At 68.4% G+C, this 19,087-nt stretch carries 23 protein-coding genes and 1 pseudogene; 7 read left to right on the top strand and 17 right to left on the bottom strand.

Features of this window, described 5'->3' with window-relative positions; genetic code table 11:
* Window positions 1-83 precede the first annotated feature (83 nt).
* The gene (locus OG972_RS37205; protein ID WP_266989053.1) at window positions 84-533 is read left to right on the top strand and encodes an adenylyltransferase/cytidyltransferase family protein; all 450 of its coding nucleotides are present in this window, start codon (window positions 84-86) and stop codon (window positions 531-533) included.
* Here OG972_RS37205 and OG972_RS37200 read toward each other — a convergent pair.
* Window positions 499-1,230, bottom strand: coding sequence for a CDP-alcohol phosphatidyltransferase family protein (locus OG972_RS37200; RefSeq protein WP_266989051.1), 732 nt, complete (start codon window positions 1,228-1,230; stop codon window positions 499-501). The genes OG972_RS37205 and OG972_RS37200 overlap by 35 nt on opposite strands.
* 133 nt (window positions 1,231-1,363) lie before the next feature.
* On the bottom strand, window positions 1,364-2,059 hold the full coding sequence (locus tag OG972_RS37195; RefSeq protein ID WP_266989049.1) for a ribonuclease H: 696 nt from the start codon (window positions 2,057-2,059) through the stop codon (window positions 1,364-1,366).
* 140 nt (window positions 2,060-2,199) lie between these two features.
* Here OG972_RS37195 and OG972_RS37190 point away from each other — a divergent pair, with 140 nt between their 5' ends.
* Window positions 2,200-2,391, top strand: a complete 192-nt coding sequence (locus OG972_RS37190; protein WP_266989047.1) for a DUF6381 family protein — start codon at window positions 2,200-2,202, stop codon at window positions 2,389-2,391.
* Window positions 2,392-2,478: 87 nt separating this feature from the next.
* Here OG972_RS37190 and OG972_RS37185 read toward each other — a convergent pair whose 3' ends face one another.
* Window positions 2,479-2,601 carry a hypothetical protein gene (locus tag OG972_RS37185; RefSeq protein ID WP_266989045.1) on the bottom strand — a complete coding sequence of 41 codons (123 nt, stop codon included), beginning with the start codon at window positions 2,599-2,601 and terminating at the stop codon, window positions 2,479-2,481.
* Window positions 2,602-2,620: 19 nt separating this feature from the next.
* Between OG972_RS37185 and OG972_RS37180 the strand changes: the two are divergent.
* Window positions 2,621-3,292: pseudogene (locus OG972_RS37180) on the top strand (carotenoid oxygenase family protein); the annotation flags it as partial.
* Here the strand turns inward: OG972_RS37180 and OG972_RS37175 are convergent.
* Window positions 3,282-3,749, bottom strand: a complete 468-nt coding sequence (locus tag OG972_RS37175) for a GNAT family N-acetyltransferase (RefSeq protein ID WP_266989043.1) — start codon at window positions 3,747-3,749, stop codon at window positions 3,282-3,284. The pseudogene OG972_RS37180 and the gene OG972_RS37175 overlap by 11 nt on opposite strands.
* A gap of 162 nt (window positions 3,750-3,911) precedes the next feature.
* Between OG972_RS37175 and OG972_RS37170 the strand changes: the two genes are divergently transcribed.
* Both OG972_RS37170 and OG972_RS37165 read left to right on the top strand, forming a co-directional pair.
* Complete coding sequence (locus OG972_RS37170; protein WP_323135922.1) at window positions 3,912-4,646, top strand: serine/threonine protein kinase; 735 nt, start codon at window positions 3,912-3,914, stop codon at window positions 4,644-4,646.
* A 150-nt stretch (window positions 4,647-4,796) separates the two neighbouring features.
* Complete coding sequence (locus OG972_RS37165) at window positions 4,797-5,276, top strand: VOC family protein (RefSeq protein ID WP_266989041.1); 480 nt, start codon at window positions 4,797-4,799, stop codon at window positions 5,274-5,276.
* A gap of 33 nt (window positions 5,277-5,309) precedes the next feature.
* Here the strand turns inward: OG972_RS37165 and OG972_RS37160 are convergent, their stop codons facing one another.
* The 8 genes from OG972_RS37160 to OG972_RS37125 all read right to left on the bottom strand — a co-directional run bounded on the left by OG972_RS37160 (window position 5,310) and on the right by OG972_RS37125 (window position 11,536).
* Window positions 5,310-5,549, bottom strand: a complete 240-nt coding sequence (locus OG972_RS37160) for a DUF6296 family protein (protein WP_266989039.1) — start codon at window positions 5,547-5,549, stop codon at window positions 5,310-5,312.
* Window positions 5,550-5,719: 170 nt separating this feature from the next.
* Window positions 5,720-6,070 (bottom strand): hypothetical protein, encoded by a 351-nt coding sequence (locus tag OG972_RS37155; protein WP_266989037.1) that lies wholly within the window; start codon window positions 6,068-6,070, stop codon window positions 5,720-5,722.
* Window positions 6,071-6,087: 17 nt separating this feature from the next.
* The gene (locus OG972_RS37150) at window positions 6,088-7,077 is read right to left on the bottom strand and encodes a D-cysteine desulfhydrase family protein (RefSeq protein WP_266989021.1); all 990 of its coding nucleotides are present in this window, start codon (window positions 7,075-7,077) and stop codon (window positions 6,088-6,090) included.
* 297 nt (window positions 7,078-7,374) lie between these two features.
* On the bottom strand, window positions 7,375-7,884 hold the full coding sequence (locus tag OG972_RS37145) for a DUF664 domain-containing protein (RefSeq protein ID WP_266989019.1): 510 nt from the start codon (window positions 7,882-7,884) through the stop codon (window positions 7,375-7,377).
* Between the two features lie 84 nt (window positions 7,885-7,968).
* Complete coding sequence (locus OG972_RS37140) at window positions 7,969-8,433, bottom strand: hypothetical protein (RefSeq protein WP_266989017.1); 465 nt, start codon at window positions 8,431-8,433, stop codon at window positions 7,969-7,971.
* A 344-nt stretch (window positions 8,434-8,777) separates the two neighbouring features.
* Window positions 8,778-9,815 carry an ABC transporter substrate-binding protein gene (locus OG972_RS37135; protein ID WP_266989015.1) on the bottom strand — a complete coding sequence of 346 codons (1,038 nt, stop codon included), beginning with the start codon at window positions 9,813-9,815 and terminating at the stop codon, window positions 8,778-8,780.
* Window positions 9,816-9,867: 52 nt separating this feature from the next.
* On the bottom strand, window positions 9,868-10,731 hold the full coding sequence (locus tag OG972_RS37130) for an ABC transporter permease (protein ID WP_266989013.1): 864 nt from the start codon (window positions 10,729-10,731) through the stop codon (window positions 9,868-9,870).
* On the bottom strand, window positions 10,721-11,536 hold the full coding sequence (locus tag OG972_RS37125; protein WP_037693453.1) for an ABC transporter ATP-binding protein: 816 nt from the start codon (window positions 11,534-11,536) through the stop codon (window positions 10,721-10,723). The genes OG972_RS37130 and OG972_RS37125 overlap by 11 nt, the downstream gene beginning before the upstream one ends.
* Before the next feature lie 217 nt (window positions 11,537-11,753).
* On the opposite strand from OG972_RS37125, the gene OG972_RS37120 reads away from it, so the two are divergent.
* Both OG972_RS37120 and OG972_RS37115 read left to right on the top strand, forming a co-directional pair.
* Window positions 11,754-13,352 (top strand): sensor histidine kinase, encoded by a 1,599-nt coding sequence (locus OG972_RS37120; RefSeq protein WP_266989008.1) that lies wholly within the window; start codon window positions 11,754-11,756, stop codon window positions 13,350-13,352.
* Window positions 13,349-14,047: a response regulator gene (locus OG972_RS37115; protein WP_266989006.1), complete on the top strand. Its 699-nt coding sequence runs from the start codon at window positions 13,349-13,351 to the stop codon at window positions 14,045-14,047. Before OG972_RS37120 ends, OG972_RS37115 begins: the two co-directional genes overlap by 4 nt.
* A gap of 140 nt (window positions 14,048-14,187) precedes the next feature.
* On the opposite strand, the gene OG972_RS37110 is transcribed toward OG972_RS37115, so the two are convergent.
* From OG972_RS37110 to OG972_RS37090, 5 genes are read right to left on the bottom strand one after another with little or no spacing between them, the layout of a single operon-like run.
* Window positions 14,188-14,952 (bottom strand): ABC transporter ATP-binding protein, encoded by a 765-nt coding sequence (locus OG972_RS37110; protein ID WP_266989004.1) that lies wholly within the window; start codon window positions 14,950-14,952, stop codon window positions 14,188-14,190.
* Complete coding sequence (locus OG972_RS37105) at window positions 14,952-15,749, bottom strand: ABC transporter ATP-binding protein (RefSeq protein WP_266989002.1); 798 nt, start codon at window positions 15,747-15,749, stop codon at window positions 14,952-14,954. Before OG972_RS37105 ends, OG972_RS37110 begins: the two co-directional genes overlap by 1 nt.
* Complete coding sequence (locus tag OG972_RS37100; protein ID WP_266989000.1) at window positions 15,746-16,573, bottom strand: ABC transporter permease; 828 nt, start codon at window positions 16,571-16,573, stop codon at window positions 15,746-15,748. The genes OG972_RS37105 and OG972_RS37100 overlap by 4 nt, the downstream gene beginning before the upstream one ends.
* Window positions 16,570-17,535 carry an ABC transporter permease gene (locus OG972_RS37095; RefSeq protein ID WP_266988998.1) on the bottom strand — a complete coding sequence of 322 codons (966 nt, stop codon included), beginning with the start codon at window positions 17,533-17,535 and terminating at the stop codon, window positions 16,570-16,572. Before OG972_RS37095 ends, OG972_RS37100 begins: the two co-directional genes overlap by 4 nt.
* A complete protein-coding gene (locus tag OG972_RS37090; protein WP_266988996.1) occupies window positions 17,535-19,052 on the bottom strand; it encodes an ABC transporter substrate-binding protein in 1,518 nt (505 codons plus the stop codon). The genes OG972_RS37095 and OG972_RS37090 overlap by 1 nt, the downstream gene beginning before the upstream one ends.
* Window positions 19,053-19,087: the final 35 nt, after the last annotated feature.

Below are 19,087 nucleotides of genomic sequence, written 5' to 3'. Positions count from 1 at the left end.
GATATCCCGCAGGACCGGATGCCATGTCCGGACACCTGCGACCGGAACACGGACATCATGTTCACCGTGGGGGGAGAGAACGGATGGTGCACAGGGTCGGCTACGCGCCGGGGGTCTACGACCTGTTCCACGTAGGGCACCTGAACATCCTGCGGCATGCCCGCAGCCAGTGCGACTACCTCGTGGCGGGGGTCGTCTCGGACGAGATGGCCGCGCTCGCCAAGGGCCACAGGCCGGTGATCCCGCTGCCGGAGCGGCTTGAGATCGTCCGCAGTGTGCGCTATGTGGACGCGGCGTTCGTCGAGACCGTTCCCGACAAGGTCGAGACGTGGCAGCAGGTCAGGTTCGACGTCATTTTCAAGGGCGACGACTGGCGGGGCACGGAAAAGGGGGAACGACTCGAACGCGACTTCGCCGAGGTCGGTGTGGAGGTGGTCTACTTCCCGTACACCGTGCACACGTCCAGCACCCAGCTGCGCCGGGCGCTGGACACCCTCGTCAGTCCGCAGCCCGGAGCGCTTTCAGCTCCCTGAACCACTTGACGAGGAACGCCACGAGGAACAGCGCGTGCACGACGGCGAGTGCGGCATAGCCGATACGGAACGCGGTCTCGTCGCCGTACAGCAGGAACACCAGGCAGAACACCCCGTAGTCGGCGGGGAGCAGTGCCACGGCCCGCACCCGGGACACCGGGGCCGTGGCACTGCCGGCCGGTGCGGGGCGGGCGGCCGCCTTGCCGAGCTGCTCGCGCAGCAGACCGGCGCAGAAGGTGAGCACCGCGACGAACAGGAAACCCAGCGGCAGCAGCAGCCAGCCCTCGCCGGGCAGTTGCGCAAAACGGTGGAACGAGATCAGTACGGCGGTGTGTACGAGGATCAGCTTGGCGCAGTCCACGACATGGTCCAGCCACTCTCCGTCCGGCCCGCCCCGTCCGGTCAGCCGGGCGAGCTGCCCGTCGGCCGAGTCGAAGGCGAAGCCGACGGCCAGCCCCGCGTACACGGCGAAGGCGAGCCCCCAGGAGGGCCGGACCAGCGCCACCGAGGCAACTGCGGTGAAAGTGAAGGCCGCACTGACCAAGGTGACTTGATTGGGCGTGAGCCCGATCCGGTAGGCGCCCGCGGCAAGCACACGCCCGGCCGGGCGGTTGACATACCGCGAGTAGAGCGACACACCCTTTGCGGTCTTCTGCGCGCCGCGCAACTCGCGCAGCACCGTGCCTGTGGATCCCATCCGCCCCCCAGCGTCCAGCCGTTCCCGCAGCGCCGGCGGAACACCGAAAGCGCTGCGTTCGGAGCCGCATCATGGCACGGAGAACCTCTTTCAGGTGAGCACTCCCCCGGTCCCGGCCCGGCAGGCTGTCGGCTCAGGCGGGCGCCGACCTGCACTCCGGGTGGCCCCATCCGTTCGGATTCTTCGCGATCACGTCCTTCGCCGCGTACGGCTTTCCGCAGTGGCAACGCCCGGCGAACTTGGCCCGGATGGTGCCCCCGGTGCGCACGGGGCGTGCAGCGCCCGCCGTCTTCCTCTTCGCCGCCGCGCTGCCGCTTCGGCTCTCGGACGCCCTGGCCGCGGCGGGCGTCGGCAGCGGGGAGCCGTGCGCAGTACCGGCCGCCCGCTGCGTCACGGCGGCCTCGCTGGCCGCTTGGTCCGCAAGGGCGTTGAGCGGATCGCCGTCCACCTGATGGGCTGGCACATAGACGAAGCGGATGGTCCGGCCGCTCAGCAATTCGTCGATGCGGACCACCAGCTCCTGGTTGGCCACGGGCTTGCCGGCCGAGGTCTTCCAGCCGTTCCGCTTCCACCCCGGCAGCCACTTCGTCACCGCGTTCATCGCGTACTGCGAGTCCATCCGGACCTCGGTCTCCACGGCCGGATCCGTAGCCTCCAGCAGCGACTGAAGTGCGGTGAGCTCGGCGACGTTGTTGGTCGCGGTGCCCAGCGGCCCCGCCTCCCAACGCTGCGGAGTCCCCTGCGCATCGGCCACGACCCATGCCCAGGCCGCAGGCCCCGGATTCCCCTTCGATGCCCCGTCACACGCGGCGATGATGCACTCGTTCATACCCCTGATCATGCCAGCGCCGACCCGGCCCACGGCCCCACGGACAGCCGGTAACGCAGCGTAACGGTTCGGAATGCGGTGACAGCCGGACGCTGGTTCTCTGAATGAGCCCGCTCTTCCCTACCGTCCTAGGAGTGACGATGAGCGTTGCAGGCGAAACCAGTGGCCGCGCCCAGGAGATGCGCGACAAGGCCCGGCATCTGACCGAGGCCGCGGAGCGCGCGACCGACCCGGAGCAGCGTCAGCGGCTCCAGGAGAAGGCGCGGAAGCTGCAGGAGCAGAGCGAGCAGCTCGGCAACATGGGCTCCGGCGACACGCGCCGGCCCAAGTAAGCAGCCGCACCACGTGAACGGTCGGTGGTCTGCCACTCTTCCATGAGTGAGTGGCAGGCCATCGGCCTCGCTTCCGTTCGGACACGGTCAGGCGATGCCCGTGACGTCGAGCATCTTGTAGCTGCCGCGCCGCAGATCGGCATAGTTGAGCACGACCGCGGCGATGAGTCCGGCGAACGCCGCGTATTTCCACGTACTGGGGTCGGCCACGACATCGAAGATCGCCTGAAGGCCCGAACAGGGCACCCGGGTGGCACTGATCCCCCGCGACGACGGGCCGGTGCGGGGGGCGCACGACGAGGCGTTCTGGCTCTGGCACATGGTGAACGCCTACAGCACCGTCCCCGGTGACGGCGACGTCGTGCTGGAGTACGTCCAGTGGGCGCACCTCTCCCTGGGCGCACCCGTCGAGGGACAACGCCCGAACCCCGGCGGTCCGGTGCGGGCGGTCATCGACCCGTTCCGCGGCACGATGCACCGTACGCAACTGGATGACTCGCGCATCGAACCCCGCAGGATCGGCGACCGACTGATCGGCCGTCAGCACCTCTGGACCGCCGTCGCCTCGGGTACCGGCGACGTCGACCTGCTGCCCGGCGAGTACGACGCGATCCGCCGGTACGACACCGAAGACGGCACCGGAGCCTCGGTGCTGTGGCGGGCCGGCGACCTGTCGGTCGGCGAACCGGTCTTCGCCCCCTCCACGGGGAACGGATCCGGTGGGAACGGCTACTGGATGACGTACGCCACCGACCGTACGCACGCGAGCAGTTGGCTGCTCGTCATCCCCGCCGACAACCCGGGATCGGGTCCGCTCGCCCGGGTCCGCATCCCCGTACGCGTACCGCTGGGCCTGCACGGCAACTGGCTCCGCACCGAGGAGCGGACGCTCAGTCCATGACCGGCAGCGTGTAGCGGATCTTCTCCTTCGCCCGGCCGCCGAGACGGTCGTAGAACCGGATCGCTCCTTCGTTCCACGCGGGCGTCTGCCACTGCACCTCGGTAAGCCCCAACCGCTGCGCCTCTGCCGCTACGGCATCCATGAGCAGCGCCCCGAGGCCCAGCCCCCGGTTGCCGTCGCGGAGGAAGAGGCAGTCCATGTGGAGGTACTCGCGCCCCTCCCAGGTGGACAGTTCGGGCATACAGGTCGCATACCCGACGACCTCTCCGTCGGCCCGCTCCGCCACGAGGCAGCGCAACCGCGGGTCCGGAACGTCGAAGAGGAGCACCGCAAGCCTCTCCGCCAGACCCGGGGACGGCGAGGCATCCTTCTCGTACGCGGCGTGCTCGGCGGCGAGTTCGGCGATGCGCGGCAGATCGGCGGGGCGCGCGTGCCGTACGTGGGGAGCGCCGTTCATCGGATACCTCCGGTCAGGGTGGTCAGGGCGGCCGTCTGGTGGTGCGCCCATCATCCAGGGGTGTTACCCGGCCGCCTCGCGCGGGTCGGGCACGGGCGCGATGGTGCGAACAGCTCTCGGACGATCTGCGGACGACCGACGGGCGAGGGCATCATGCTGTCCATGGCCTCGCACCCGTTGCTGGAGAAAACCGAGTTGTCCGCCCTGGAGCCGTATCTGGACCGTGTGGGGAAGGTCTTCGCCGCCTTTCGCGAACAGGACTCGGGGTGTGTGTCCTACGGCGTACGGCTCGAAGACGGTGAGCGGTGGTTCGTCAAGGCGGCGGTCACGGAAGCCGGCCGGCGGTCGCTCGACCGCGGGTGGGCCTTCCACCGGGCGGTACGCCACCCGGCGATCGTCCCGCAGCTCCACCGGATCACTGTGGGTGACAGGTGCGCGGTGGTGATGCCGTGGCATGAGGGCGATGTGCTGTACGCGAGGCGCAACCGCTCCAGCCCCGACAGCGCCGTCGCACGCTTCCGGGCGCTGCCGGTCACCCGGGTACTCCACGCGTTCGAGCAGATCCTGAGCGCTCATCTCGCCGTGGAGGACGCCGGTCAGGTGGCGGTCGACTTCTACGACGGTGCGTTGCTGTACGACTTCGCCCGGGACAGGGTGCGCCTGATCGACCTCGACGAATACCGGCCCGGCCCCTTTATGCAGGCCGACGACCGGCTGCCGGGGTCACGGCGGTTCATGGCGCCCGAGGAGTCCGTGCGGGGGGGCACTCATCGACACGCGGACGACGGTGTTCACCCTGGGCCGTGCCGCTCGGCTTCTCCTGGACTCCGGGGACGAGGAGCGGGCGTGGCGGGGCAGTCCGGCACAGCTGGCGGTGCTCGCGCGGGCCACCCGTAGGGATCCGGCAGAGCGGTTCGCGACGGTGCACCGGTTTGCCGCCGAATGGCGGACGGCAACCCGTCCCTTTTTCTGAACCGGACACCGATGAGTTTTCGACGCTGAATCGGTCGGTATCGGTGGACACACCCTTATGGCGAGGAGACAGCGATGACCAGCGAAGGCTTCACCACCTGTCTATGGCTCGACGGACAGGCCGAAGAGGCGGCGAACTATTACATGTCGATCTTCAAGAACTCGCAGCTCGGCAGGGTGGGCCGCTACTCCGAGGCCGGGCCGGGTCCGGCCGGGTCTGTTATGGCCGTCGAGTTCGAGATCAACGGCCAGAAGTTCGTCGCACTGAACGGCGGACCGCAGTTCACCTTCAACGAATCCATTTCGTTCCAGATCCGCTGCGACGACCAGGAGGAAGTGGACTACTACTGGAGCAGGCTCTGCGAAGGCGGCGAGGAAGGTCCTTGCGGATGGCTCAAGGACAAGTACGGCGTGTCGTGGCAGGTCGTGCCGAACGTGCTCATCGACTGGATCGGCGACCCTGATCCAGAGAAGGCGAGCCGAACCACCGAAGCGATGATGACGATGAAGAAGCTCGACATCGCTGCACTTCAGAAGGTCCACGCCGGGGTCTGAGGTCCACCGGGCGGTCGAGGCGGCGTGGTCTCCTCAGGGCTTGGTGTGCTCGGTGACCGCGCGGACCTGCGGTGATCCGAACACCTGGTGTCCGCCGCTGGCCAGCATGCGTACCTCACCGAGCTCGCTGATCTCCGCGCGGACGATTCCCGTCTCGTCCTCGTAGATGGGATAGCCGCCGGCCCCTTCTTTCGCGGTGCGCCGAACGATCACGGTGTCGTCCTCGACGGCGGACGCCTGAAATACCAGCTCGTAACTTTCCGGGCAATCCATGGGTGGCTCCGGACCAGAATCGGCGGCTGCGAATGTCCTGCCTGCGTCTTCCATTGTCGCCCACAACAGGGCGCCGTGCCTCAGGGCGACTCCGTCGTGGTCGAGGAGTCGGCCCGCTGAGGCCTGGAGTGCCTCACCGCCGGTGGAGGACCGGACCGCTGATCCCCGGGTCAGGGTGCGGTGGCTCGCGCGCCGCGGGCACGGTGGACGGGGCCTCGGGAGCGACGATTCCGCCACCGCCCTCCGGCGGTGAGACTGCGCGGATCGGGAACGGCGAGGCCCAACGCCACCCTGCTGCCCACCGCGTCGCCGGCCGGCTTGTCGGTATGGGCGAAGACGTCGTCCAGCGGCTGTACCAGCCGGGTGTCGAAGCCCCACCGTCGTGTCACGTCCGGCCGGTCCGCCACCCCATGGCACAGATCCGCCCGGATCCCCGTGTCGTGCAGGGCGCGCAGCACCGCGGAGTGCGCCTCGGTGGCGGGGGGCGGCCACATGTGCTGGATCAGGGCGGTGGTGGCCACCGCGGCGAGCCCGCCGCCTATGGTCGTGAAACGGTCAACGCCGCCTCCGCTTGCGCGAGCGTCGCCCGGTGACCGAAGAGTCCGGGCAGACCGCCCGAGTGCAGGAAGACCGTGCGCTGCCCGGGCAGCACGTCCCCGTCCTCGATCGCCGCGATCAGACCGGCCATCGCGCGTCCGGTGTAGATCGGGTCGAGCACGATGCCTTCGGTGCGGGCTGTCAGTGTCAGGGCTGCCATGGACTGCTCCGTCAGAGCGCCGTAGCCGTCGCCGACCTGGTCGAGCCGTATTCTCAGGCTGTCCGGCGCGCAGTCCGTACCGGACAGTCCGGAGACCAACGCGGCCACGGTCCCGGCCGGGTCGGTGACGGCGCCGCAATGGACACCGATCACTCGGGCGGCGCCCAGCGGATCGACGAGGCCGGCCATCGTGCCACCCGAACCGACCGCTACGACGACGGTCTCCAGGTCACGGGCCTGGGCGAGGAGTTCGCGTCCGCACTCGACGTATCCGCGCGCGCCCAGCACGCTGGAACCGCCGAAGGGGATGACCGCCGGGACACCGCCCTGCCGTCGCAGCCCGGCGGCAACCTCCTGCGCGGTGGCGTCGAGTGCCTGGTCGCCGACGTCACCGGCCCATACGACCGTGGCGCCGAACAGACCGTCGAGTGCCAGGTTTCCGGAGGCCGATGCTCCAGGGGATCCCGCGAGTACGAGTACGACGTCGAGTCCCAGCCTGGCGCCGGCGGCGGCGGTCAGACGAGCGTGGTTGCTCTGTGGCGCACCCGTGGTCACCAGGACCGTGGCACCGTCGGCCAGGGCCGCGCCGCATGTCCACTCCAGCTTGCGTACCTTGTTCCCGCCGCCGCCCAACCCCGTGAGGTCGTCGCGTTTGATCCACAGGTCGTCCGCGCCGAGGCCGAGCGCAAGGGCGAGCCTTGGCATCGGCTCGAGCGGGGTCGGCCACGTCCCGAGCACGGCTCGCTGCGGGATGAGACTCTCCGGGGTCATGGCCACCGTCCTGCGTCCTGATGCCGTCATATGTGTGCTCTGATCATGATGCCCGTCGCGGGGCTGCCCGCGCCTCACTGCGATGCGCGGATCAGCTCCCGGTGAGCAGCACTTCGGGCAACTGGCGGAGAGTCGCGGCGAAGTCGAGCCGCATGAATGCCGGCGAAAGGTCGGTTCATGGGCGGCCGGGACCGCGGCCGACGGCTGCGCGTGGGTCCACACCGCACCCGTCACCATGACGGTCGGCCGGGCGCACGGTCCAGGTCACCCGGGCAGCCGAACCGTAGGTGTCCGGTTCTACCGCCGCTCGATCGAGCCCCGGACGAATGCGGCCTGGCCGACATGCTGCAGGTCGTCCGCGATGACGCTGATCAGCCGGACGCCGAGGGTGACCGGCGGCGACCAGGCCTCATCCACGATGCGGTCCAGGGACCTGGCGTCGAGCCCACGGATGAATTCGACGCTCCGCTCGTGGACCGCGTCGTGGTAACCGAGCAGCAGTTCGGGCGAACTCACCCGCATGGACGCGACCTGTCTACTGCTGTGCCCGTACCCGGTGGCTCCCCTCTCGAAAGGCAGGTCGAAGCGGGAGTCCCAGTCCTGGGAGAACCAGACCTGCTCCACACCGAACGCGTCCGAGACATGATCGTCCTGAATCCGGGTGAGGTGCCACACCAGCCATGCGATCGAGTTGGCGCCCTCGTCGAGCCGCACATGCAGGTCATCGACGGACAGACCTTCGACCGCCGAGTGCACCGATTCCTGGACTCGTGTGAACGCATCCGTCAAAAGGTCCGCGCTTTTCATGCGACCACCATCGCCGCTCCCCCACCCGGGCCCTGCCATCGACACGCCTCGAAGAGCACCGCCGGTCCGGCGTCGGCCCTCCGGTCAGTGCCGTCCGCACCGGCGTCGCCGGCGCCGGGTCGTACACCCACCTCCCCATCGTGAATCAGCGCCCAGGAAGCCGATCCCGATCCCCAGCATCCAGGAGTCCTTGGCCATCGCGACGCCGTTCTGCGTGGGTCGCAGACTGCCGGGCTCCCGCAGTCCGGGGACCCGGAGGTACAGGCCGACCAGCCCGCCGGAGAACCCGGTCAGGGCGAGCCCGGCCAGTGGGGTCGGAACGAAGGGAGCGAGCAGTGTTCCGCCGACCGCGATCTCCGACCAGGCGAGCAGCCGCGTAAAGCGCTGTGCGTCCAGCTTCTTCAGGAATGGGTAGGCCACGCAGGCCATGCCGTGCACGCCCGCGGCCGTCTCCTCGTCCGCTTTCAGTTTGCTCAACCCTGAGTTCAGGATGAACGCTCCAGTGGCAAGGCGCGGGGCCACATCGCGTGTTTCAACTTTCATGATCATGGGAGCCTCCGTCAATCAGCTACTCGGCCCCTCGTCGACCATAGCCAGAAGGCGGCCCGGGCGCCTCGCGGTGAGGTCGTGCCTCTCGGTGCCGGATCACGCATTCCGCCTCTGCCCGGGCGCCCTCCGGTGTCGCACGGCCGCGTGCCGCGCCTTCCGCCGTTCGCAGGAAAGCGGAGCCCCCGGGAGAACGACGTGTTCGCCGAGGCGAGTCGTTCGAGTTCGGGAGCTCCGCCAACCAGTGGGTACGTCATTCAGGCCGTCGCGTGAGCCCAAGGCGCCTGCACACCGGGGCTTTCCGGTGAGCCGGCCCGCCGGTGCGCAGGCGCGATCGACGCGTGCGGTCAGCCCGCGTTCTTGACGAACTCGGTGGTGTAGGTCTTTTCGAGGTCGACCTTGGCGTTCTTCAGGTTCGGGTTGAAGGCCTTCAGAACACGCTCGACGGTGGCGGGTCCGTCCGCGGGCATGACGCCGTCCGTGGTGAACATGGGCAGCGTGCTCTTGATGGCCTGCGCGTAGAGGGCCGTGCCGCCGCCCTGCGCGTAGTCGGCGGGCATCTTGGCCGCGATCTCGTCGGCGCTGTGCGTCGACATCCACTTCAGCGTCTTGACGAAGGCGTTGGCCAGCTTCTGGACGGTTTCCTTGTGGCTGTTGACCCATTCGGTCTGCATGTAGAGGCTGGAGGAGGGGTACGGCCCGCCGAGCGCCTGCTGGGAACCTTCCGGGGTGCGCATGTCGATGAGGATCTTGCCGAGCTTCTTGTCCAGGATGGTGGCGACGGTCGGGTCGGTGGTCATACCGCCCTGGATGGAGCCTTGCTGGAGGGCGGAGATGAAGGTCTGCCCCGCTCCCACCGCGACGGGTGAGAACTGGTCGGTCTGGACACCGCTGTTGACGGCGAGGTACTTCGTCAGGAAGTCGGTCGAGGAGCCGATGCCCGTCACTCCGAGCTTCTTGCCCTTGAAGTCCTTCGCCGACTTGATGCCGCCCGCTGCCTGGTTGGAGACGATCTCGACTTCGCCCGGAGCGTGTGAGAACTGGACGACCGACTCGACCTGCTTGCCCTTCACCTGAAGGTCCAGGGTGTGGTCGTAGAAGCCGACGGTGCCCTGTACATCACCGGAGACCAGGGCCGTCTCGGCCTGGACGCCCGCGGGCTCGGTCAGAAGCTGGACCGACACCCCTTCGTCCTTGAAGTAGCCCAGGCGCTCGGTGAGCATCGCGGGCAGGTAGATGACCTTGTCGAGGCCCCCGACCATGATCTTGACCTTGACGTTCTTGTCGCCGGAGGCGGAGGTGGAGTTGTCGCCACATGCGGTCAGCGTGGTCAGGGCGAGTGCGCCGACGACAGCGGCGGCCGAGATCCGGGTGAATGTACGCAACTGGTTCACGTCCTTGTGAAGAAGCAATGGGATGTTCGGATGGCGTGCGGCGTCAGCGTGCGGAGTCGGCGTCAGCAGGCTTCCAGCGGAAGAGCCGCTTCTCGAGGAAGGTCAACAGCCCCTCGGCCAGCAGCGCGACGATCGCGAGAATGACCATGGCGGCATAGACGCCGGCCGCGTTGAAGGTGCCCTGGGAAGCGGCGACCAGCAGCCCGAGACCCTTGGTGGCGCCGATGTACTCGCCGACGATGGCGCCGATGAGCGCGAAGCCGAAGCTCACATGCAGGCTGGTGAAGATCCACGACGTGGCTGAGGGGATGACCACCTGGAAGGTGACCTGGCGGTTGCTGGCCCCCAGGATGCGGGAATTGGCGACGAGGTTGCGGTCCACCTCCCTGGCGCCCTGGAAGGCGTTGAAGAAAACGGGGAAGAACACGAGGACGACCGCGGAGGCCACCTTCGAGGCGGGGCCGAGGCCGAACCAGATCAGAAAGATCGGGGCGAGCACGATGCGCGGCAGGGCGTTGAGCACCTTGATGTACGGGCCCAGGACATCGGCGGCGAAGCGGATCCGGCCCAGCGCGATACCGAGCAGCACACCGGCGATCACACCGATGACCCAGCCGAGCAGCGCTTCGTAGAGCGTGTACCAGATCTGCTCCCACAGGGAGCCCTGGGCGGTGCCGTCGACGACCCAGGTGCGGATCTGGTCCCAGATCTTCGACGGCATGGAGAAGTTGAACGGGTCGATGACCGCGGTCCTGGCCAGCCACTCCCACAGCCCGATGACCGCGAAGAGCAGTGCGATCCGGCTGCCGAGCACCAGGAACCTGCGGTTGCGGGTGGCCCGCGCTCTGGCCTGGGTCCGCTCGGTCTTGGTCACAGCGGCGCTCGCGGTGATGGATTCAGGCGACATGGAGAGCACCCCTCTCGCGGGTGATGCGAACCTCTTCGCCGAGCGAGGACCAGATCTCCCGGTAGATCTCGAGGAACCGGGGCTCCAGACGCACCTGTTCGACCTTGCGCGGGCGGGGCAGGTCTATCTCGAAGACCTCCTTGACGGTGGCCGGTCCCGCAGTCATGACCACGACCTTGTCGGCCAGCGCTATGGACTCCTCCAGGTCATGGGTGACGAAGACGACGGAGGCGCCGGTCCCGGCCCACAACTCCAGCAGTTCGTCCGACATCAGGGCCCGGGTCTGCACATCGAGTGCGGAGAAGGGCTCGTCCATGAGCAGGATCTCGGGATCATTGACGAACGTGGCCGCGAGCGCGACACGCTTGCGCTGACCGCCGGACAGCTGGTGGGGATAGCGGTCCTCGAAGGAGGACAGGCCGACCCGGGCGAGCCACTCCCGGGCGCGTTCCTTCGCCTCGGGCTTCGGCACGCCCCGGAAGCGGGGACCTGCCATCACGTTGGAGAGCACGGTGCGCCAGGGGAAGACCGCATCCTGCTGGAAGACGAAGCCGACCTTGTCGCCGATGCCGCGCACCGGCTCACCGGCCACCAGCACCTCGCCCTCGGTGGGCTCCTCCAGGCCGCTGACCAGGGTCAGGGTGGTCGACTTGCCGCATCCGGTCGGTCCCACCACGGCAACGAACTCGCCGCGCCCGATCGTGAGGTCCAGATCTCGTACGGCGGTGTGGAGCGCCCCCGACGGAGTCCGGAACGCTTTGCTCGCGCCCCGCAGCTCGATGGCGGGGCTCGTTTCGCTGTTCATGAGGCGGGACGCTAGGTGCGTCCTGGGCACGGCGGCACCCTTGCGCTCACAACTCCCGCTTCTGCCCATAACCTGCGGTTCTGCTCGTTCTGCTCACGCTCACAGAACGAAAGCGCAACGAGGGCTAGTCAGAGGCGGCGGCGACGTTTACGTTGCGTTCACACAAGGCAAAACGGATCTTCGGGTTCCAGGCTAGCGGAAGGCAGAGGGCGAACGCATGCGGATTCACTGGCCCCGCCGTGTCTTCGCGCAGGTCCTGCTCACTCAGGTGGCCATCACGACCGGGGTGGTCATGCTCGTCACCGGACTCTTCCTTGCCCCGCTCAGCCACCAGCTGGACGACCAGGCGATGCGTCAGGCCCTGTCCATCGCCCAGACCACTGCCGCCGAACCCGCGCTGGTGCTCCACCTGACGAGCACCGAGCCCAGCCCCAGCGGTCCGGTACAGGCCGAGGCGGAGCGGATCCGGCGGGCCACCGGTGCCCTCTACATCGTGGTCATGGACACCCGCGGGGTCCGCTGGTCGCACACCGACACCCGACAGATCGGCAAGCACGTCTCCACCGATCCCAGCACGGCCCTGGCCGGCCGGGAAATCATGCAGATCGACGACGGAACCCTGGGCCGCTCCGCGCGCGCGAAAGTCCCCCTCCGCGACAGGAGCGGGACCATCGTCGGTGCCGTCTCGGTGGGCATTGCCTACGACAGCGTCCACGAGCGGCTGCTCGGAACCATTCCCGGACTTCTGCTCTACGCGGGGGCTGCACTCGCCGCAGGTGTGCTGGCTGCCCTGGCCGTCTCGCGACGCCTGCAGCGCAGCACGCATGGACTGGCCTTCGCCGACATCTCGGCGCTGCTGGACGAGCGCGAGGCCATGCTGCACAGCATCCGCGAAGCAGTTCTCGCCGTCGATGCGCGGGGGCGGATCCGTCTGCTGAACGACGAGGCGCAGCGTCTGCTGGAGCTGACCCAGGACGCCGTCGGACGTGTGCTGGGCGAGGTGCTGCCCCCGGGCCGTACGGCAGAGGTGCTGGCCGGGCAGGTCGACGGCGCGGACCTCCTCACCGTCTGCCGGGGACGCGTGCTGATCGCCAACCGCATGCCGACCGGTGACGGCGGCGCTGTGGTCACCCTGCGCGATCGCACCGAATTGGAGCTGCTCGGCCGCGAACTGGACTCCACGCACGGCCTTCTCGACGCGCTCCGCGCCCAGGACCACGAGCATGCCAACCGGCTCCACACCCTGCTCGGGCTGCTGGAACTCGGGAGGCACGACGCGGCGATGGAGTTCGTCGCGGAGGTGGCCCATGGTCACCGGGCGTCGGCGGAGCAGGTCGCGGAACGCGTCAATGACCCTCTGCTGTCTTCGCTGCTGGTGGGCAAGTCGGCCATCGCCGCAGAGCGGGGCGCGTCGTTGCGCATCTCCCCCAGCACCCTGCTCCCCGACGTGGTGGTGGACCCGCGCGATCTGGTGACCGTCCTGGGCAACCTGATCGACAACGCACTGGACGTCGCTTCACTCATCGAAGTGGAACTCTTCGCGGAGGGCACCACAGCGGTCCTGCGGGTCAGCGACAACGGTCCTGGCGTAGCGCCCGATCTGCGCGAACAGATCTTCACCGAGGGCTGGTCCACCAAGGAGTCCCCCTCACATCGGGGCCGTGGGCTCGGCCTGGCACTGGTACGCCGGCTCGCGGAGCGTTACGGCGGCGTGGCCCGCGTCAGTGCCAGGGCCGGCGGTGGCGCGGTCTTCACCGTCGTCCTGCCCGAGACACTCGCCGTCCGGCAGCTGACCGAAGTGGGAGAGTTCCAATGATCGACGTCCTCGTGGTCGACGACGACTTCCGTGTGGCCGAGATCAACGCGGCGTACGTGGCCAAGGTGCCCGGCTTCCGCGTCGTCTCTCGCGCGCACACCGCCGCGCAGGCGCTGTCCGTGCTGGAGCGCGAACATGTCGACCTCATACTGCTCGATCACTATCTTCCGGACGAGACGGGACTGACGCTCGTACGGCGGCTTCGCCAGCGCGGCCACACGGCAGACGTGATCATGGTGACGGCCGCTCGGGATGTCACGACTGTGCAGACCGCCATGCGCTACGGCGCCCTGCAGTACCTGGTCAAGCCCTTCAGCTTCGGCGGCCTGCGGTCCAAGCTGGAGAGCTACGCCGCCCTGCGCCGCACTCTGGAAGGTGTGGGCAGCGGCCGGGGCGAGGCCGGGCAGGAGCAGGTCGACCAGATCTTCGGAGCGCTTCGCACTCCGCAGGCCGTTGCCGCAGCCGGCCTGCCCAAGGGGCACTCCGCGCCCACTGCCGACGTCATCCGCCACGTCCTGTCGGCAGCCGACGAACCGCTGTCGGCACACGAGGTCGCTGTCCGCGCCGGATTGAGCCGCTCCACGGCCCAGCGATACCTCAAGTATCTGGAGAGCGCGGGTCGCATCAGCCTCAGTCTCAAGTACGGCGACACCGGCCGACCGGAACACCGCTACGCGTGGGCCGGGGCGAGCTGAGGACCGTGAGGCGCTGAGGCATCCGGCACGGCACCCTCAGCGGCGCTCGGGGCGGTGCCGGCGGAGATCACGCCGGACGGACCGCCGGCCGCTACCGATCGGCCGAGGCGGTACCGGAGCCTCCTTATCGAGCCCACCGGTCACGCGGGAAGGCGCGGCACGCTGTCGACCAGGCGACGTGTGTACGGATGCGCGGGAGAACCCAGCACCTGTCCGGTTTCGCCCTGTTCGACGATGCGGCCGCTCTCCAGGACGGCGGTGCGTTCGCACAGCGAGGCCACGACCGACAGGTCGTGGGAGACCATGACGAGAGTCAGCCTCTGCTCCTGCTTCAACTCGTTCAGCAGGTCGACGACTTTGACGCGGGTCGTGACGTCGAGTGCGCTGACGGGTTCGTCGGCGAGCAGCACCCGCGGGTCGCACACGGTCGCGCGGGCAATCGCGATGCGCTGGCGCTGGCCGCCGGAGAACTCGTGCGGATAGCGCTCGGCGGCGTCGGCCGGGAGTCCGACCCGTTCCAGGGCTTCGGCCACCTTGGGCGCGGCCGTGCTCCGGCTGTCGATACCGAGGGAACGCAGTGGTTCGGACACGATGCTGCCGACGCGGCGACGCGGGTCCAGCGACGAGTACGGATCCTGGAAGACACACTGCACGCTGCGCCGGAAACGCCGCATCTGCTCGCGGTCGCGCGGTTTCAGCTCGTCGCCGTCGAACCGCACGGTGCCTGCGGTTGCCCGGGCGAGCCCGAGCAGCAGCCGCAGCAGAGTCGTCTTGCCCGCTCCCGATTCGCCGACGAGGGCGAGGCTGTGCCCGGTCTCGACGGTGAAGGAGATGTCCTCGACGACGGGCGCGGTGTGTCCGCGGTAGGCGAAGGAGGCTCCGTTCAGCTCCAGTACGGGCGTCATCACGCGTTCCTCAGGTCAAGAGCCGATTCCAGCTGCCGCGCGCTCGCCACCAGCGCCTTGGTGTACTCCTCACGCGGCTCCCGCACGATCGTGCGGACGTCGCCCTCCTCCACGACGCGGCCGTCCTTCATCACCACGACGCGATCGGTGACCTTCGAGACGACCGCGAGGTCGTGGCTGACGAAGAGGACGGCCATGTCCCGTTCCCGTACGAGGGTGTCGAGCAGGTCGAGCATGTCGGACTGCACGGTGACGTCGAGCGCGGTGGTCGGCTCGTCCGCGATGAGCAGCTTCGGGTCGCATGCCAGTGCCATGGCGAGCGCGACGCGCTGCCGCTGCCCGCCGGAGATTTCGTGCGGGAAGGCGCGGGCGATCCGGTCGGGCTCGGGCAGCCGCACCTGCTCCAGCGCGTCCACGACAGCCCGCTTCAGCTCGGCGCCCCTCAGCCCTCGCCTTCTGCTCAGCGGTTCGGCGATCTGCCTGCCGACACGCATCAGCGGATCGAGTGCGGTGAGCGGCTCCTGGAAGACGATGGCGGCGTCCCGGCCGCGTACGCCCCTGAGCTGCTTCTCGCTCGCGCCCACGATCTGGGTGCCGGCGAGTTCGACGCCGCCGGTGGCTGTCATGCCGTCGGGCAGCAGGCCGAGCACGGCGAGGGTGGTCAGCGACTTCCCGGAGCCCGACTCTCCGATGAGGCCGAGTCGTTCGCCGGGAGCGATGGTCAGCGAGAGGCCGTCGACGAGCGTGCGCCCGTCTGCCGTACGGATCCCGAGGTCGCGCACGTCGAGGATGTTCATGCGCGCCTCCGTCGGGCCGCCGGGTCGAGGGTGTCGCGCAGTCCGTCGGCGATGAGGTTCACGCCGATGACGAGCAGGACGAGCAGGATGCCGGGGGCGAGCGCGCCGGCCGGGGCCGTGGTGAAGGTGGCCTGCGCCTCCTGGAGCATGCGGCCCCACGAGGCGTTGGGCGGCGGCGCCCCCAGACCCAGGTAGGACAAGCCGGCCTCGGCCAGCACCGCGAGTCCGAACTGGAGGGCCAGGTTCACCACGAGCGTCGGCCAGATGTTCGGCAGCACATGCCCGGCCACGATCCGCGGCCACGAGGTGCCCGACGTGCGCGCGGCCGTGATGTAGTCCTGCGCCAGGACCCGCTTGACCAGGATCCGCACGAGTCGTCCCACGACCGCGCTCTGCGCGAGGCCGATCGCCAGCACGGCCGACCCCAATGTGGCCGAGTGCGCGGCGACGATGAGCATCGCCAGCAGCAGCGTCGGAAAGGCGATCAGGATGTCGAGGAAGGCGGAGAGCGTGTCGTCGAGCCAGCCCTGGGCGAACGCGGCCAGCACCCCGAGCGTGACGCCGACCACGGCCGCGATGAGAACCGAGCCCAGGCCTGCCTCGAAGGCGACCCGGGAGCCGGTCATCAGCTGGGTGAACAGATCGCGGCCGAGCTTGTCGGTGCCCAGCAGGTGACCCGCACCGGGGCCCGTGAGCCGCCCGCCGGACGTGTCGTCGGCGGCGTACGGGGCCCAGAAGAGCGAGACCAGGGCAAGCAGCGCGATCAGGCCGGCCAGTGCACATCCGAAGGTCAGCGTGTACGAGCGCTTCGTCGACTGCTTCATCGGGCACCTCCGGAGAGCCTGCCGCGGAGCCGAGGATCGATGATCCTCTGTACGAAGTCGGCGGCGAAGCCGATGACCAACACCGCGAGCGTGGAGACGAACAGCACGCCTTGGATCACCGGATAGTCGTGCTGTGCGATGCCTGTCGCGAGCAGTGAGCCGAGGCCGGGAAGCGCGTACACCGACTCCACGACCACCGCGCCCAGCAGTGTGGACGCCAGCTCGATGCCGAGGATCGAGATCACCGGTACCGAGGCGTTGCGCAGCCCGTGCCGCCACATGGCCTGCCCGAACGACGAGCCCAGGGCTCGCGCGGTGCGCAGATAGTCGCTGTCCAGTACGTCGAGCGTGGCCGACCTGACGTAGCGGATCAGCGAGGCGCTCATCACGAGTGCGATGGTGATGACGGGCAGGGCGAGCGAGCGGACCGCCTCGACCGGCTGCGACCAGCCGTCCGGCGGGAAGCCGCCTGCGGGCAGCCAGCCGGCGTTCAGCGCGAAGACGGCTATCAGGATCATCCCGAGCCAGAACACAGGGACGGCGATCCCCAGTTGGGAGACTCCGTTGAGCAGCGCGCCGTACCAGGTCCTGCGCCGGTGCGCGGCGACGAAGCCGACCGGGACGGCGATGAGGACGGCCAGGACGAACGCCGTGAGCGTGAGCGGAATGGTGACGTTCAGCCGCGAACCGACCTCGGGCGCGACCGGCAGCGAGCTGACGAACGACGTACCGAGGTCACCGCTCGCCAGCTGCCCGATCCAGTGGACGAACTGTTCGGGCAGCGGCTTGTCGGAGCCGATGGAGTGCCGCGCCGCCGCTATCTGCTCGGGGCCGGCGCCCACCGAGGTGAGCGCGTTGGCGGGGTCTCCCGGCAGCATCCGCAGCAGCACGAACAGCACCACGCTCGCGAGCGCCAGCGACACGAGCAGGAAGGCGAGACGGCGCAGGAGATACCGCGCCATCAGCCCTTCTCGATGTCGTAGGCGAAGAACTGCGAGTTGAGGCCATTGACCGGGTAGCCCGACAGCTTGCTGTTCGCCACGACGATCTGCGGGTACAGGTACAGCCAGTCGCTCGCCGCGTCCTCGGCGGTCCGGCGGTTGACCTTCTTCAGCAGTTCGGTCTGCTCAGCCGTGCCCGACGCCTGCTCGGCCTCGTCGACCCACTTCGTGACCTGCTTGTTGTCGTAGCCCCAGTAGAAGTCGGGGTTGCCGTACCAGACCAGGTCGCGGTCGTTGACGTGTTCCTGGAGCGTGGCCGTGAAGTCGTGGTTCTTGTAGACCTTCGTGTACCACTCGTCCGGCGTGATCGTGTTGATCTTGACGGTGATGCCGACCTTGGCGAGCTGCGACTTGATGAAGGTCGCCGCGGTCGGGTGCGGGTCGTAGTTCGGGGTGTCGAGGGTGAAGGTGAAGCCCTTCTGGTATCCGGCCTCGGCGAGCAGCTTCTTGGCCCGCGCGGTGTCGTAGCCGTTGACCTTGGTGAGGTCCTCGTACCAGGGGTCGGTGGGCGGCACCATCGAGCCGATGAGCTTGCCGTAACCGCCCCAGACCGACTCCAGGAGCTTCTTGTCGTCGATGGCGGCGGAGACGGCCTGGCGGACCTTGACGTCCGTGAAGGGCTTGGCTTTGTCGTTGAAAGCGAGCAGCAGCTTGGTCGTCGAGTTGCCGTCGTTGACCTTGTAGTTCTGGTTGCTCTTGAACTGGTCGAGGGCGTCGGGCGACTGCTCGCTCGTGACCACGTCCACCGCGTTGGTCAGGAGCGCGTTGTTGAGAGCGGTCGCGTCCTTGTAGTAGTGGAAGACGACCTGCTTGTTCCTGGCCGCGTCACCCCAGTAGCCGGCGAACCGGTCGAGGCTGAGGGCGGAGCCGCGGGTCCACTTGTTCAGCTTGTACGGGCCGGTGCCGTCCTCGCTCGTCTTGAGGCTCTTCGCATCGGAGTTGATGATCCACACGTAGGAGAGGTTGTAGACGAAGGAGATCGACTTCTTCGACAGCTGGACCTTCACCGTGCGCGCGTCCGGTGTCTCGAAGGACTTGATGACCGCGAGATTGCTCTTGCGCGCGGACTGCGAGTCCTTGGCGATCACCTTCTCCAGGCTGTACTTGACGTCCTGGCTGGTGAGCTTCTTGCCGCTGTGGAACTTCACGCCGTCGCGCAGGGTGAAGGTGTACGTGAGTCCGTCGCCACTGACCTTGTAGTCCTGGGCGAGCAGGTTCTCGACCTTGCCGTCGTCGGTGAGCTTGAACAACCCTTCGTACACATTGCCGTTGAGCGCCTCGGTGACGCCCTGACCGCCGCCCGCGGTGTTGTCGAGATTCTGCGGCTCGTAGAGCGAACCGATGTTGACCGTGGCGTTCTTGTCGTACGCCCCTCCGGCGGCGCCGCCGCCGTTGGAGCCCCCGCCGCAGGCGGTGAGGGTCAGGGCGAGGGCAGCGGCGGTGGCGCCGCCGTACAGGGAGGTCTTCTTGATGCTCATGAGGAGTACGCGCTTTCGTGCTGCGATGCGGGAGT

Source organism: Streptomyces sp. NBC_01669 (genome assembly GCF_026339735.1).
Lineage (GTDB): Bacteria > Actinomycetota > Actinomycetes > Streptomycetales > Streptomycetaceae > Streptomyces > Streptomyces yanii.
This window is presented reverse-complemented; position numbering and strand designations above follow the sequence as displayed.